Source organism: Bradyrhizobium archetypum (assembly GCF_013114835.1).
GTDB lineage: Bacteria > Pseudomonadota > Alphaproteobacteria > Rhizobiales > Xanthobacteraceae > Bradyrhizobium > Bradyrhizobium archetypum.
This window is the reverse complement of record NZ_JAAVLW010000002.1, coordinates 53,035-68,332: the sequence shown is the minus strand read 5'-3', so window position 1 is coordinate 68,332 and position 15,298 is coordinate 53,035. Positions and strand designations below refer to the sequence as shown.

The following is a 15,298-nucleotide window of genomic DNA, read 5'->3' as shown; positions in this document are numbered from 1 at the left end:
CCAAGTCCGGGCCCCAAGCCCGGACCCCAAGTCCAGAAAGAAATCTCCAAAATGGCAATACCGTTCTTCAAGGAAATGCGTATCGGTGGCTACCTGCTCAAGCAGAAGCTGCTGGGCCGCAAGCGCTATCCGCTCGTCCTGATGCTGGAGCCGTTGTTCCGCTGTAACCTCGCTTGCGTCGGCTGCGGCAAGATCGATTATCCCGATGCGATCCTCAACCGCCGCATGACCGCGCAGGAATGCTGGGACGCGGCCGAGGAATGCGGCGCGCCGATGGTGGCGATCCCCGGCGGCGAGCCCTTGATCCACAAGGAGATCGGCGAGATCGTGCGCGGCCTGGTGGCGCGCAAGAAGTTCGTGTCGCTGTGCACCAACGCGCTGTTGCTGGAGAAGAAGCTCGACCTGTTCGAGCCCTCGCCCTACCTGTTCTTCTCGGTGCATCTCGACGGCCTGAAGGACCATCACGACAAGGCGGTGTCGCAGAAGGGCGTGTTCGACCGCGCAGTCTCCGCGATCAAGGCTGCAAAGGCGCGCGGCTTCACAGTCAACGTCAACGCCACGATCTTCGACGGTCATCCGGCGGAAGAGATCGCAAAGTTCCTCGACTTCACCACCGAACTCGGCGTCGGCGTCTCGATGTCGCCGGGCTACGCCTATGAGCGTGCGCCGGACCAGGAACACTTCCTCAACCGCACCAAGACCAAGAAGCTGTTCCGCGACGTGTTTGCGCTCGGCAAGGGCAAGAAGTGGAATTTCATGCATTCCGGCCTCTTCCTCGACTTCCTGGCCGGCAACCAGTCCTATGAATGCACCCCGTGGGGCATGCCGGCGCGCAATATCTTCGGCTGGCAGAAGCCGTGCTATCTGCTCGGCGAAGGCTATGCCAAGACCTTCAAGGAGCTGATGGAAACCACCGACTGGGATTCCTACGGCACCGGCCGCTACGAAAAGTGCGCCAACTGCATGGCGCATTGCGGCTACGAGCCGACCGCCGCCACTGCGGCGCTCCATAACCCGCTCAAAGCGATGTGGGTGGCGCTCAGGGGTGTGCGCACCTCGGGTCCGATGGCGCCCGAGATCGACCTCTCCAAGCAGCGCCCGGCGCAGTACATCTTCTCCGAACAGGTCCAGAAGAAGCTCTCGGAAATCCGTCGCGACGAGGCGGCTGCCGCTGCCGCCAAGCAGCAGGAAAAGGCCTCCACCGCCGCCTAAAGCGAATTGGCGAAAAAATCAGGGCCCCGGTTCTCAAGCGAACCGGGGCCCTTTTCTTTTGTTTGACGCCTTTCGAAATCCAACAATCGGCGCAGCGCGGATCAGATCTCCGCGGTGGCGAAAGCGCCCTCGCCGCTGTGCAAGAAACCGCGGCAGCCGCGGAGCGAGCGCAGCGCGCGGTTGAAGTCGAGTCCCGTGGAGACCAGCGCACGCAGTGATCGCGGATTGCGCGCCACCCCACGCAGTACCTTGCCGAGATCGATGTCGCCGTTCGGTTTGATGGCGTTCTTGGCGATCGCGGGAAGCGCGCGGCTGGCCGGATCGGAGATCACCCGCAGTGCCGCGAACGGCAAGCCAGCCTCGGCCGCGTAGGCTGCGGCAATATGGCTCTCCATATCGACAGCCGCCGCGCCTGTCTCCGAGTGCAGCGCGGCCTTGCAGGCGGTGGCCGCGATCACCTGTTCCACGCCCGAGAGAACGCCACGGACCACGCGCCGACGCCGCAATGCCGCACGTGCGATCATTTCCTCGTTCAGCGCCAGCCCTGCCAGAAAGCGGGTATCGCCTGCCAGAACCTCGGTCGCCACCACCACGTCGCCTGACTTCAGCGACGGATCCAGCCCACCGGCGACGCCAAACGAGATCACACCCCTGAAAGTGGTAGAATCAAGCGTTGCCAGCAACGCGCGCAATTGCTGCGGATCGCTGGAACTGCAGATGACGATCATGCCGGGCCCGGCCGCGATGCGGGCTTCCTGCACCAAACCTGTAACAATCAAAACCGGCCGCGAATCGATCGAATTGCGATCAACCAGATTGTCTGCCGCGGCGGCCGCCGCCCCCCAAGTCACATCCCGACCCCTACCACCCTGCTGTTGGTGCTTCTCAAATTCCGGTACCGCGCCAGCGCCCAGAGCGGAAAGAATTTCGAGTAGCCATGATACCGCAAATAAAACACCCGCGGAAAGCCTGTAGCCGTGTATCGCGCCTCATCCCACAGCCCTTTCTCGTTCTGTGTGGCTTTTAGGTACTCCACGCCTCGGACAACAGCCGGATTCTCCACCTCCCCGGCCGCCATCAGTCCAAGCAAGGCCCATGCCGTTTGCGAAGACGTCGATGGGGCGCCCTCGTATCCCTTGTAGTCCAGCCGATAGCTGACCGCGTCCTCGCCCCAGCCGCCATCCTTGTTCTGGATCGAAACCAGCCAGTTCGCCGCTTTGCGAATCATCGGGTCCTGGTGGTCGACGCCGGCGGCGTTGAGCGCACACAGCACCGACCAGGTTCCATAGATGTAATTGAGGCCCCAGCGGCCATACCACGACCCTTCTGCGAGCTGCGTGCGACGCAAATAGGCGATTCCATCCGCGACTGTCTTGCTCGTCTTGGCCGTCTCGCCGAGTTGCGCCAGCATCGAGATGCAGCGCGCGGTGACGTCCTCGGTCGGCGGATCGAGCAGCGCGCCGTGATCGGAGAACGGGATGTTGTTGAGATAGTATTCCAGATTGTTGACGTCGAAGGCGGCCCAGCCGCCGTCGCGGCTCTGCAGGCCTTCGATCCACTCGCGACCGCGCGCAATGGCCGAATCATAATCCTTGCTGCCGGTCTGCCGACGCTCGCGATCCATCGCCATCACCACAACAGCGGTATCGTCGAGATCGGGATAGTGCGCATTGTTGTACTGAAACGCCCAGCCGCCGGGCCGGACGTCCGGCGCCTTCACCGCCCAGTCGCCCTTGAGGTCGAGCACTTGTCTCGGCTTCAGCCAGTCAAGGCCCTGCTTCATCTTCTTCAGCGTGTCTTCGCCGCCCGCCTCCGCCAGCGCGTGGCAGGTCAGCGCGGTGTCCCACACCGGCGAGACGCAGGGCTGACAGTAGGCCTCGTGCTCGCCGATCACGAGCAGCTTGTCGATGCCTCGGCGAGTGACCGCACGCGGCGGATAGTCGGGACCCTTGCCGAGCGCGTCATACATCATGACGATGTTGGCCATCGGCGGATAGATCGCGCCCATGCCGTCCTCACCGTTCAGGCGCTCTTCGGTAAACGCAAGCGCAGCGTCGATGGCGCGCTGGCGCAGCTTCTTCGGAAACAACGGTTCGACGACACGCAGGATCTTGTCGAGCGTACTGAACAGCGCATACCAGCCCCAGCTCTGATGCGGCGCCTTCTTGTTCATGCCGACCGATTTTGGATCCTGCAGGAACAGCTCGTCGATGCCGACGCCCTTCGGGTTCTTCGCGAGCGGCTTCAGCGCCGCCATCACCATCAGCGGCACCATCGTGGTGCGCGCCCAATAGGAAATCTTGTTGATGTGGAACGGTGACCACATCGGCAGCAGCATGATCTCGACCGGCAACACCGGCACCGCGCGCCAGCTCAGCACACCGTAGAACGCGAGCAGGAATCGCGTGAAAACGTTGCTGCCGGCGGCGCCGCCGCGCGAGCGGATTGCCTCGCGCGCGCGCACCATGTGCGGCGCATCGACGGAATCGCCGATCATCTTCAGGGCGAAATAGGATTTGACGCTGGCACTCATGTCGAAGGCACCATCCTGCACCAGCGGCCAGCCGCCATGGTTGCCTTGCGTGCGGCGGAGATAATTCGCGATCTTGGCTTCAAGCGCACTGTCGATGGGTTCACCGAGATAGTGGCGCAGCAGGATATATTCCGCCGGAATCGTGCTGTCGGCTTCCAGCTCGAACACCCAGTGTCCGTCGGATTGCCGGTAGCCGAGCAGCGCTTCGGTTGCTGAAGAGATGCTCTTCTCCAGCGCGATGGGATCGACTGTCGCGACGGAATCGACTGCAATTTTTTTGTCTATGGAAAGCATTCGCTAGACATCCCTCTATTCGCGACCGGGCTCTGTGAAGCCGGTCACGCAACTCATCCTCAGGCTTAACGCCTCGCCAGGACCAGATCGGCGGCGCGGTCGCCGGACCGCACCGATCCCTCGATGGTTGCCGGCAAGCCGGTATCAGTCCAGTCGCCGGCGAGAAACAGGTTTTTGAACGACGTCACCGCCCCCGGCCGCAGCGCATTCTGCTCCGGCGTCGCTTCGAACGTCGCGCGGCGCTCGCGCACGATCTGCCAAAGCGGCAAAGGCGGTTCTCCCGGCAGGCCGGCTGCCTTGCAGACATCCCGCCAGATCGCCAGAGCGAGCTCTTCGCGCGGGATGTCGACCAGGCGGTCGCCATTGCTGATGGTCACGGAGAGCCGCTGCGGAAACGCAAACAGCCATTCCACGAGGCCACCGACGACGCCGAGAATGGGCGCGGCGTCCCGCGGCGGGTCGTAGCGGAAATGCGCATTGACGATCGCGCGGAATTTCGTCGGGGTCTTCAGCCCCGGCAATAGCGCCGCCGCAGGGCGCGGCGGCACCGCAAGCACCACGGCGTCGTCGGGCCCGAGCGCGATCGTGTCGCTGCCGAATCTCAGTTCGCCGACGACATCGCCGGTCATCGCGAATTCGCGCAACTCGTGGCCGAGCTGGATCGTGGCGCCCTTGTCCTGCAACAGCTTGATCGCCGGCTCCACCAGCACCGCGCTCAAGCCGTCGCGCGCGATCAGCGGCCGGCAGGCCTGCCCGCCTGCCAGCAGCGTCTCCCGCACGATTGCGCCGGCGAGGCCCGCCGAACCCTCGGGCGGATCGACATTGAGCGCAGCAAGCAGCAACGGCTGCACCAGCCGCTGGTACAGCGTGCCGTCGCACCGGATCGTGCTGCCGACCAACCTGTCGGTCCCTGCCCAGATCAGCGGCATCAAGCCGAGATAGTCGAGCAGTTTTGTATCGGGGACGCGGCGCGCCTCGTCGAGTACCCACAGCGGCAATTTGCCTTCGCCGAGGTCGAGCAGCCAGCGCTGGCCGGTCATGATGTCGACGAACGGAAACTGCGCGAGCTTTGGTCCGACCAGCCCCACCTCGGTGCCGATCGATCTGGCATAGGCCCGCGCATGGCGGTTGCCGGACAACAGCAAATGGTTGCCGTTATCGATGGTGAGATTGGTAGCGGCGTCGAAATAGGACCGGCAGCGGCCACCGGTGTGCTGCGTGGCCTCATGGACATGCACCCGGTAATTGGCGTTGGCGAGCCGCACCGCCGCCGAGAGGCCGGAAATGCCGGCGCCGATGATGTGAACGTTTTTCTGCATCAGATGATCGCGTAACGGAGAAGGATGGCGATCTTCGCCCATTTGTGGACGCGGACCGGCTCGCGCGGGGCGGCAAAGCCCCTGGCCAGCAACAAATCAAGGATCGTGCGGTAATATTTCGACATGATCCGCGGCGCGCGCACGGCGCGGCGCGAATTACGCTTCATGATCTCGTCGGATTTTTCGAAATGCTTTTTCGCCCGCTCGGCCAGTGGCAGGCAAACTTTCGGCAGCGCGCGATCGGCGATCACCTTCTGCGGATTGTCGCTGGTGATGCCGGCAAGCAGCAGGCTTTCGCGCGGCAGATACAGGCGGCCGAGGCCGGCATCTTCGTCGATGTCGCGCAGGATATTGGTCAATTGCAACGCGCGGCCGAGATGGTGGGCGAGCAGGATGCCGTCTTCCTCGGGCAGACCGAACACGCGCACCGACAAACGTCCGACGGCGCTGGCGACGCGATCGCAATAGAGATCGAGCGTGGCAAGATCCGGGGCGCGGATGTCCTGCGGCACGTCCATCTCCATGCCGTCGACGATCGCCAGAAAATCCTCGCGCTTGAGGCCGAAGGTCTTGACCGATGCAACATAATCCTGCAGGCGCGGCGGCGGATGGCCTTGGTAGAGAGCATCAATATCGTCTCGCCATTGCTGCAGCGCGGCCAGCCGTTCGGGCCGCGGCCCATCGGAATCGGCGATGTCGTCGACCTGCCGACAGAAGCTGTAGATCTGGAACATCGCCTCGCGCTGGCTGCGCGGCAGAATGCGCATCGCGGCATAGAACGAACTGCCGGACGCGGTGGTGCCGTAATCTGCGTTGGCCGCCGCCGTCTGCACCGTCATGCGCCGGCTGCCGGTCTTGTCAGCGGGCGACGTCCCATCGCTCGCCTGATGATTTCGCCAGCAACACCGCCGAAGGTGTAGCCAAGCAGCTCCAGCGGGCTCAGATGCACGCGTTCGCTGAGGGGATCGCGCACCTTCAGCATGCCGACAATCTTGTCCGCAAACGCCTGGATCACGGCAATGTCGAGCCCGAGCCGGAAATCCTTCACTTCGGCATTGAGCGATTTGCTCTCGTTGAGGAGGGTTTCGGTTCTGGCCGCGAGCGCGTGAAGACACTGCAGCAGCGCCGGCTGCGACTTCGCCTCGCCGAGCATCTCGACGGTGGCGGCGCTTGCGGCCAGCGCGTCGCGCGGCAGATAAACGCGGTTAAGGTTTTTGTAGTCCTTGCCGCAATCCTGCAAATGGTTGTTGATCTGCAGTCCCGCGCACAGCGCGTCGGATGCCGCCCAGGTCGCGGTGCTCTCGCCATGGACGTCGAGCATGAAACGCCCGACCGGCATCGCCGAATAGCGGCAATAATGAATGACTTCGTCCCAGTTTTCGTAGCGCAGCTTGGTGACGTCCATGCGGAACGCGACCAGCACGTCGAGCGCGTGGCGCGGCGCCATCGAACGCTCGGCGAGGGCTTGGCGCAGGCTGACCGCTTCCTTCTGCGTATCGCCCTTGCCCAAAAGTTCCGCCTCGAGCACGTCGAGGTAGCGCAGCTTCTCATCCGCGCCGAGGGACGCATGATCAGCGATGTCGTCGGCCGTCCTGACGAAATTGTAGAATGAGAGAATCAGCGCCCGGTGACGCGGATGAATGATCCACGACGCGACCGGAAAATTCTCGTCGCGGTCGGTCTTTCCGGATCGCAGGTCGCTCGCGCTGGTCATCAATAACTGGCTACATCAATCGGGATTGGCGGCATGCGCCGGTACTTCGGCGCATGCGAGAAGATCGCGAGCCCCATATAGGGGAATACGCCGCCAAAACCAATGCTATATGGGCGGATTAGCCCCGCCCGTGACCCACGTCATAGAGGCCGAAAATGGCTTCTCAGCGAGGGTTAACGGACGCTAGCCGCGTCTTATTGGCCGTTGTTCTTCAGAACCTGGTCGCAGGCGTTGCTGATCTTGGACCGATGCTCCTTGAGGCACGCCAGGATGGTGAGATCGCCTTGGTCGATAACCGGACGGCAGAACTTCTGCACGTCGCGGGTGCAAGCCTTTTGCTCCTCCGGCGTTCCGCTGCGCTGTTGCTGGGCGAACGCGACGGTCGACGAAACCGAGATCGACAACAAGGTGAGGGCTAGGAGAGATTTACGCATCGTATTCCTTCATTTTCGGCAGCAAGAAATCCTGTTCCCGATTTGCGTCTTGGCATCGCCGGAACGGATTTGTCTGGATGGCAGGCGCCGGGTAGCGCAGCAGCGAGCGCAGGACAAGCATGGTAAATGCGGCCAAATTTACGGCGATCCCAGCCTGCCAAATAATCAACTGATAGCTGCCAAATAACTGACTGATATCTAAAGTGTATTTTTGCCACAGCTGTTCCGCAATTGGCTGTTGCAGACAATGCGGCGCAAAGCTAGATGCTGCGCCGACGCAGCCGATGTGAATGGTTTGATTCCATTCGGCCGCTCGTACTTCTTTCGGCGGCAAAGGCCGGAAACAGCACGCTGCCATTTGAACCTAAGATACTGCGGGAACACTAAATCTTCGATGCGGCGAGACGTATCTTTGCAAGAGACGTCTAATTTGAGGGGAAACTCACTATGAAACTGTTTGGTTCCAGCTTGTTCGGTCAGGCTCTCGCAGCAGCCGGGGTCGGCGCCGCGCTCATGTTATCGGTCACCGCAAGCCATGCCCAGGCAGGAGGCCCGTTTGCCGGCTTTGACGGAAACTGGAGCGGCACCGGAACGGTCGCGCTTTCCAACGGCACCACCGAAAACATCCGCTGCAAGGCCGACTACAAGGTCAACGCCAACGGGCTCGGCCTGAAGCAAAACCTGCACTGCGCCAGCGACAGCTACAAGTTCGACCTGTCGAGCGACGTCACCAGCCAGGGTGACCGCATCTCCGGCAACTGGAGCGAAAAGAGCCGAAATATCTTCGGCAACCTTCAAGGCACCGCCGGCGGCGGCCAGATCGAGGTGTTCGTCGAAGCCTCGGGATTTGCCGCCAACCTCAATCTGCGCACCACCGGCAACAAGCAGATCGTGCAGATCGACTCCAAGGGCGAGATCCGCGGCGTCAAGATCACGATGACGAGGACCTGACGCAGTCTTTCGAAGCCTCGCGTTTTCGAACAGCTTGAAAGGCAGCGCCTCAGCGCTGCCTTTTTGTTTTGCGCACGACAACTGCCGGATCAGCCGAATTTCCAGCACCAGCAGGAATCGCCGCGATCCCGGCGTTCCGTCACTTCGACGCGCATGAAGCGGTCATGCGCCAGCGCGGCGCCCACCCACAATTCATTCCAGGCATCGAACACGGCGGGCGACAGCGCTTCACGCTCCGCCATCAGGCGCCACGAGGTCTGGCGCACGATGGCGCCTGAGCCTTCCACCTGCAATTCCGCATCGTCGTCCTGTCCGCGGGCAAGGCGGGCGAAGGCATTCGCAAAACCCACCGCTCCGGCTTCCACGCCGCCCAGCATCGCGGCGACTTCGTCGAAGGTGTGCATCCCGACCAGCCGCGCAGCCGCGCCCGCGAGATGGCCGCCCTCTTCCGGGCCGAGCACGTTGATCGTCTCCGGCACGATCGAGGTGATGTATTCCATCGCATAATTGCGCAGCACCTTCTGCAGCCGTTCCTCCGGCCATGTATTCGCCGGCAGTCGCGGCGCGAGATCGGCGCGGAATGGCGGACAGCGCTCGCCCGGCGAAAACTGCAGCCGCTCCTCAGGCGCGAGATCGCGGTCCCACTCCTTGTAGTACCCCTCAAGCCCCGGCTGGCCGTCGACGGTCTGGCCCGTGCAGACAAAACCGAGCCTCGGGTTGCCGAGCACGACGCCGTTGTTGGCGTGCCATCCGCGCAGCATCGCCCGGGATACTTCGGACGGGATGCCGCAGATCGCGGTGCCGGACCAGATCCAGCGCGGCGGCGGATAGCGCACCCAGGCCTTGGTGTCGCTCTCATGGACATATTCGACCTTCACGCCGCCGACCTGGTTGGAGAGATAATGATACTGCGCGCAGGCCACCGCATGCGGCAGGCGGTCGAGGCCGAGTTTCTTCAAGCCCGGCAGAAAGCGCGCCAGTTGCTGACGCCGGAAGGTGCGAAACACCACCTCGGCGGCGCGCGGGGCGCCGGCCCGCGAGGCCAGCATCAGGATCAGCCCGGTGAGATAGGAATGATAGATGCGTTCGACCGCACGGTAAGCGGCGGCGTCGGCCGCAAGGTTAGCGGCTAATCCTGCAGAGGTCATTCCTCAGCCTCCCTGCCGCTACCATTGGCCGGCGGCCGTTGTTACTAGCAGCGCTCGCTATTCCGCAGCCTTGTTCTCGACCGGCGCGGCGTGACTGACGCCGCGGATCCTTTCCGACAGATTGATCAGGAACATCGAGGTCGGCCGCAGGATGAAGAGGTCGGCAACCAGGGCCGCGATCATCGAGAACGCGCTGAGCCAGCCGAACAGCCGCAGCGATGGCAGGTCGGAGAATACGGTGACGCCGAGGCCGCAGGCCAGCACCACCGTGGTCAGAATCAGCGCCGGGCCGACCAGCACGGTGGCGCGCTCGACCGCCAGCCCCGCGGTCACGCCCGGCTTGCTCTCCAGCCGCAGGCGGTTGAGGAAGTGGATGGTGGCTGATAGCCCGAGGCCGAAGGACACGGTGAGCGCGACGACGCTCGCGAATTGCAGCCCCTCGCCCAATATCCAGAGCACCGTGCCCGACGCCACCACAGGGAATATGCCGGGCAGGATGCAGGAGAACATCACCACGACCGAGCGGAATGCAAGGCCGATGAAGATCGCAACCAGCAGGAATTCGACGGTTAGGCCGGCATTGAGCTTCGAGATCATGTTGGCGCTGTTGCGCGCGGCGATCGCCGACAGCCCGGTGACAGCAATCTCATAACCTGGATGCTCGGCGCGCACCTTGTCCAACGCCTTGTCGAGCTTGTCGACAACAGGAAGGATTTCGCTCGAATCGAGATCCGGTACGCGCCCCGAGACCACCACCGCATCCTGTTCGGCCGAGATGAAGCGGCGGACCAGATGTTCGGGAATGACGCTGACATATTCCTTCAGGGTTGCGACATCGGAGCTGCCTGCCTTCTCCGCGAGCCAGCGGCGCAGTGTTTCCAGCGACCAGACATTGCCGACGCCGGCCGATTTTTCGACCATGGAGTGAACGTCGGCGATCGTCTTCAAGGTGTCCGGCGCGTAGAGCGAGGCGCCCTTGGGGAATTCGATGAGCACGTCGATCGGATTGGCGCCGGTGAGCTTGGCGTCCAGCCGGCCTGATGCCGCAACCGCCTGCCGCTTGTCCGGCACCTGGTCGGCGAGCCGGTAACGCGGCTCCAAAGTGGCGTAGATGAAGCCCAGCGCGCCGACGAAGAGCAGCGCGATCAGGCTGAACATGCCGGGACGGCTCACCATGCGCACCGCAATCCAGTAGCAGAAATTGCGTAACGCCTGCACGCCGGCGTCGGCGCTCTGGAACTTGACGGCAAAAATCTTCTCGTTGCGGACGAACAGCACGCCGAATACGGGCACCAGCGACAATACGGCAACCAGCGCGATGATGGTGGCGGCAAGGCCGGCCTCACCGAATTTGCGGATCAGTTCGGAATCGGAGAACTGCAGCGCGATGAAGGAGATTCCGGCGGTTCCGTGCGTGAGCACGCAAGCCGGGCCCACCACCCGCACGGCGTTGGTGAAGGCGGTGATCTTGTCCTGCCCCGCAATCAGCCGGTCGCGCGCCGCAAACGTGAGCTGCATCGAGTCCGAGAAGCTGATCACCATGATGAGCGGTGTCATCACGTTCAGAAACATGTTGAGATTGAAGTTGGCCCAGCCAAGGCCGCCGAGCGCAAGCAGGATCGCAATGATCGGCGGGAACGCCGCCACCACCATGAACGATATCTTGCGGAAGAAAATAATCGCGATGATGCAGCCGGCCAGAATGCCGAGAATGTTGTAGGTCAGCCCGTCGCGCTTGACCGCGTTGCGGATCTCGAGCTGCATGACGGGAACGCCGGAAAGCTGCGCGTTGAGGCCGCTGCCGGAGAGATCCTCGGCCATGATCTTCCTGATCTCGCCGACCACCGTGCCGAGGTCGTTGGAGGAAACGACCTTTGGCTCCAGCGACAATACGATCAGCGCCAGTGTGCCGTCCTCCGACAACAGCTTGCCGCGAATGATCTCGTTGGATTTGACGGTCTCGGCGAATTTGTCATAGGCCGCGCCCTGCGGCAGCTCCGGCGGGAACAACGCTGCCGGCAGCTTGCCCGGCTCCGGCGCCTGTCGCGCGGAAAACAGCGAGACCAGACCGCGCACGCCCTCGACCAGTTGCAGGTCCGTGACCATGTCGCGAAGCTTTTCGAGATTCTCGCGGGCCAGGAGCGTCTTGCCCTCGACGACGACCAGCACGTCGAATTCGGTCGCAGGAAACCGCTTGGTCACGGCTTCGTATTGCCGGTAGTCCTTGGAATCGGAACGGAACAACTGGCTCAGCGAATCGTCGATTTTGATCCGCTCGATGCCGAAAAGCGCGGCCACGATCAGCACGGCGAGGACGATCATGGACACGATCGGCGCCCTGACCGCGATCAGGCCCATGCGCTCCAGCCCGAAGGCGATGCTCTTGCCCGGCGGCGGCTCCTCAATGGCTTGGACGTGGACGTGACTTTCGGAGTTCTTGTCGAGCATACCCTGTCCAGTTCTCACGTCGGCCTGTTTGTGCAGCTTAGTCTTATGCAGTTTGACGGCGCGATTGCGGCTTTGAGAACCCTGTCCGATCGGCACTAGCCATTGAAATCACGCGGTAAATTAACGGGCGCCGTTTTACAGGGCCGAACCCCATCCGGCAAGCATGCGCACCAGTGCAAATCGGCCCGAAGATGACGAAAATGCGCGTTAAGTCTCTGATTTGCCACACCGGCAGGCGCCGCTTGGTAGCGTTCCGGCTGGCAACGGCAACGCCGGCCGTAACGGCGCGGCGCAGCGACGGCCGGTCAATTTTCCGGGAAGCGGTGGAAGCCTGAGAAAATTGCGCCAGAAGTATCACCGCGATCAGTCTGTTTTCTCGTCCGCCTCCATCGCGGCGCGGAGTGCTGCGCTGAATGCAGCGTCGAACAGGCCGCGGTACTGGGCCGCATTGACGTTGGAAATGTGCGCGGTGTCGCGGAAATTGGCCTGCCCGTCCCGCACCAGGTAGCAATATCCCTGCTCGCAGACGACCGACAACGGATCCACCATCACGAGATGCGGATTATCGCGGTACCGACCAAGCACGCGCGCGATTTCGTTCCGGAAGGTGCTCATAGTCAGATCGGGACCGGCCTCGACCTTCCATTCGCCGATAGCCCTCCCTGCGCGGATCTGATTTTCGATCCACCGCTGCGGCAGGTCGAAGCCGATGTTCAGTAACGGCATGATCAGCACGACAGTCTTGCCCGCCGAAAGCAGCCTGTCCGCGAGCGCTGAAATTTCAGCCGCATTGCTCCAGTTGCTGCCGAGCACGACGATGCTCGGCTCCGCCTGCGCCAGCACGAAATCAAGCGTGCTGCGATTGAATTGCCGGCACGGCGGCTGATCGCTCGCATTGACGGCCGCATCATCGACAAAGGCCCTGCACCCGCTTTGCGTTGCGATCAGGCCGTGGATGCCGCTATCGAGCGCCGCCTGCGAAATCGGTTCGAGGTACTGGTTGGCAAAGGAATCGCCCCACAGGATCGCGGCCGGCCGGCCCGCGGCTGGCGCGCTGCCGAAACTGCAATAGGTCTCGGTGGCTTTCTTGGTGGAATTGGCATTCCTGAAACATTCATCGCGCGGCGTGTTGGTTCTTCGCGCGAGTTCAGCCGGCAACAGGTAGTCCGGCAGCCTCCCCGCGAAGCCATGATTCAGGAACGCGAGCGACACGAACCCGGCGAATACCGCAAATGAGACGCCCGAAGCGGTCAGCAGCCGCCGCGGTGTCCAGAATTCGCGCTGCGTTCGCACCGGCTGCTCGACGTAGCGGTAAGAGAGCGCGCCTGTTACCAGCGAGGCCAGGATCATCGTCGTCTTCTGCGCACCGCCGACCTCGTAGCCGCGCACCGCCAGCCAGCTCAGCGCGAATACCCAGATCGGCCAGTGCCACAGATAGATCGAGTAGGACCAGTCGCCGATGCGCTGAACCGGCGATAATCCGAGCAGGCTCCCCTCGCCTGCTCCCTGCCGCGCCGCGACGATCATCGCTGCGCCCAGGATCGGCAGGATGGTGAGCATGCCGGGCCAGCGCGCTTCGGGCAAAGGATAGACGGTGCAGCCCGTAACCAGCGCCCAGCCGGCGAGCGCGACGAGCGGCGATTCCAGCCATGACGCTTTCGCGCCTTCGGATCGGCGGCGGATTTCCGCGGCGGCGATCAATCCTCCCGCCAGCGGCTCCCAGGCTCGGGCGCGAAGGGAGAAGAATGACGATCCCATCGCATCATGCTGGCTCGCCGATAAACACCAGGCGAGCGACAGCGCGGCGAAGATTTGCAGCGCGAGTGTCACGGCGCTGAATGACGATTTGGTGCGGGAAGCCAGCCGCCAGACCAGCCACGCGATCAGCGGCATCCAGATGTAGAACTGCCACTCCAGCGAAAGCGACCAGGTGTGCAGCAAGGGCTTGGTCTGCGCGGCCATCGCGAAATAGCCGTTGTCGCTGTTGAAGGCGAAATTCGACACGAAGGCCAGCGCCGACAGCGCCTGCAGCAAATGCTTAAGATATTCGCCCGGCAAGGTCACGAACCAGCCGATGACGACGGAGACTGCGACTGCAACCGCCAGCGCGGGGTAGATCCGGCGCATCCGCATCATGGCGAAGGTCCATAGCGAAAAGCGGTCGAGCTTCAGGTCGTTCAGCACTTTCGTCGTCATGAGATAGCCGGTGATCACCAGGAAGATGTCGACGCCGACGAATCCTCCGGCAAATCCCGGTATCTGAAAGTGGAAGCCGACGACGGCGATCACCGACAGCGCACGAAGCGCGTTGATGTCCAGCCGGAACCCGTCCGGGCTCGCATGCTTGCCCCGCCCGTCTGTTGCCCCCGTCTTCTCCATCGCCTGTCTCTGCCCGCTCCGCGCCCGCTTATATCAGGCGCGAATTGGCGCACAGTGGCGACGCGGCCACAGGTTGGAACGTTTTCGACTTTCAATCGACCGGCTTGGCGGCGATGAGCGCCGTTCCGCTTTCGTCCTTCAGCGCCACGCCGGTGACCTGGCGCGCAATCCCCTCACGCACCAGCCAGGCGATCTTGAAGGCGGCTTCATCGTAACCGAGGCCGGCACCGTGGATGTTGGAGACGCAGTTGCGCTTCTCGTCGGTGAGGCCGATACGCGGCGCAAAGGTCAGGTAGGCACCGAGGCTGTCGGGCGCCGACAGGCCGGGCCGCTCGCCGATCAGCATCACCACCATCCGCGCGCCGAGCACCGCGCCGATCTCGTCGCCGAGCGCCACGCGCGCACCTGAGGCGACCACGACATCGCCGAAACGAACGCTCGCCTCCCTCAGGCGCCGGAGGAGATGGCGAACCAGTTCAACCGCATGACCATTGACGGCCGCCGGCGATAGCCCGTCGCCGATCACGACCACAAGCTCGCTTGCGCCACCACTTCGCTTCTCCAGCGCACGCCGCGAATCCGGATCGAGCATGCGTCCGAGATCAGGACGGCGCAGATAGTCGCGCCGGTCATGCGCCTGACTGGAAACCTCGCTCACCTCGAGGCCGAGACCGGCCAGTTCGGTGACGAGGCGCTTCGCGTCGAATGCGGCGTGAACGGCATCGCGCGCGCGTGCATGGTCGAGCGTGAAGGCGAGCAGCGCGTCGGTCGGCAAACTCGCGCCGGAGCGGCCGAGCCCGACGCGCGCCGGCGTCAGCTCCCGCAAGGCTTCGAGCGGGCGGGATGGCGGCGCCGGCGTTTTCATG

At 63.1% G+C, this 15,298-nt stretch carries 13 protein-coding genes; 2 read left to right on the top strand and 11 right to left on the bottom strand.

Annotated features, from left to right (window positions below; genetic code table 11):
- Positions 1-51: 51 nt before the first annotated feature.
- On the top strand, positions 52-1,212 hold the full coding sequence (gene hpnH / locus HCN50_RS04835) for an adenosyl-hopene transferase HpnH (RefSeq protein ID WP_171708504.1): 1,161 nt from the start codon (positions 52-54) through the stop codon (positions 1,210-1,212).
- Positions 1,213-1,313: 101 nt separating this feature from the next.
- Here the strand turns inward: hpnH and HCN50_RS04830 are convergent, their stop codons facing one another.
- The 7 genes from HCN50_RS04830 to HCN50_RS04800 all read right to left on the bottom strand — a co-directional run bounded on the left by HCN50_RS04830 (position 1,314) and on the right by HCN50_RS04800 (position 7,840).
- Positions 1,314-2,027 (bottom strand): phosphorylase, encoded by a 714-nt coding sequence (locus tag HCN50_RS04830; RefSeq protein WP_171709169.1) that lies wholly within the window; start codon positions 2,025-2,027, stop codon positions 1,314-1,316.
- Positions 2,028-2,059: 32 nt separating this feature from the next.
- Positions 2,060-4,039, bottom strand: coding sequence for a squalene--hopene cyclase (shc, locus tag HCN50_RS04825; RefSeq protein WP_171708503.1), 1,980 nt, complete (start codon positions 4,037-4,039; stop codon positions 2,060-2,062).
- 65 nt (positions 4,040-4,104) lie between these two features.
- Complete coding sequence (hpnE, locus tag HCN50_RS04820) at positions 4,105-5,358, bottom strand: hydroxysqualene dehydroxylase HpnE (RefSeq protein WP_171708502.1); 1,254 nt, start codon at positions 5,356-5,358, stop codon at positions 4,105-4,107.
- Positions 5,358-6,197 (bottom strand): presqualene diphosphate synthase HpnD, encoded by an 840-nt coding sequence (gene hpnD, locus HCN50_RS04815; RefSeq protein WP_171708501.1) that lies wholly within the window; start codon positions 6,195-6,197, stop codon positions 5,358-5,360. Before hpnD ends, hpnE begins: the two co-directional genes overlap by 1 nt.
- Complete coding sequence (hpnC, locus tag HCN50_RS04810; RefSeq protein ID WP_171708500.1) at positions 6,194-7,072, bottom strand: squalene synthase HpnC; 879 nt, start codon at positions 7,070-7,072, stop codon at positions 6,194-6,196. Before hpnC ends, hpnD begins: the two co-directional genes overlap by 4 nt.
- Positions 7,073-7,266: 194 nt before the next feature.
- Positions 7,267-7,506, bottom strand: a complete 240-nt coding sequence (locus HCN50_RS04805) for a cysteine rich repeat-containing protein (protein ID WP_171708499.1) — start codon at positions 7,504-7,506, stop codon at positions 7,267-7,269.
- On the bottom strand, positions 7,499-7,840 hold the full coding sequence (locus HCN50_RS04800; protein WP_171708498.1) for a hypothetical protein: 342 nt from the start codon (positions 7,838-7,840) through the stop codon (positions 7,499-7,501). The genes HCN50_RS04805 and HCN50_RS04800 overlap by 8 nt, the downstream gene beginning before the upstream one ends.
- 113 nt (positions 7,841-7,953) lie before the next feature.
- Between HCN50_RS04800 and HCN50_RS04795 the strand changes: the two genes are divergently transcribed.
- Entirely contained in the window at positions 7,954-8,457 is a 504-nt protein-coding gene (locus HCN50_RS04795; protein ID WP_171708497.1) for a hypothetical protein, read from the top strand.
- A gap of 89 nt (positions 8,458-8,546) precedes the next feature.
- On the opposite strand, the gene HCN50_RS04790 is transcribed toward HCN50_RS04795, so the two are convergent.
- From HCN50_RS04790 to eutC, 4 genes are all read right to left on the bottom strand, one after another.
- A complete protein-coding gene (locus tag HCN50_RS04790; protein WP_171708496.1) occupies positions 8,547-9,605 on the bottom strand; it encodes a hypothetical protein in 1,059 nt (352 codons plus the stop codon).
- A gap of 57 nt (positions 9,606-9,662) precedes the next feature.
- The gene (locus HCN50_RS04785; RefSeq protein WP_171708495.1) at positions 9,663-12,053 is read right to left on the bottom strand and encodes an efflux RND transporter permease subunit; all 2,391 of its coding nucleotides are present in this window, start codon (positions 12,051-12,053) and stop codon (positions 9,663-9,665) included.
- Positions 12,054-12,416: 363 nt separating this feature from the next.
- Positions 12,417-14,432, bottom strand: coding sequence for an acyltransferase family protein (locus HCN50_RS04780; protein WP_171708494.1), 2,016 nt, complete (start codon positions 14,430-14,432; stop codon positions 12,417-12,419).
- 91 nt (positions 14,433-14,523) lie between these two features.
- The gene (gene eutC / locus HCN50_RS04775; RefSeq protein WP_171708493.1) at positions 14,524-15,297 is read right to left on the bottom strand and encodes an ethanolamine ammonia-lyase subunit EutC; all 774 of its coding nucleotides are present in this window, start codon (positions 15,295-15,297) and stop codon (positions 14,524-14,526) included.
- Between the last annotated feature and the right edge of the window lies 1 nt (position 15,298).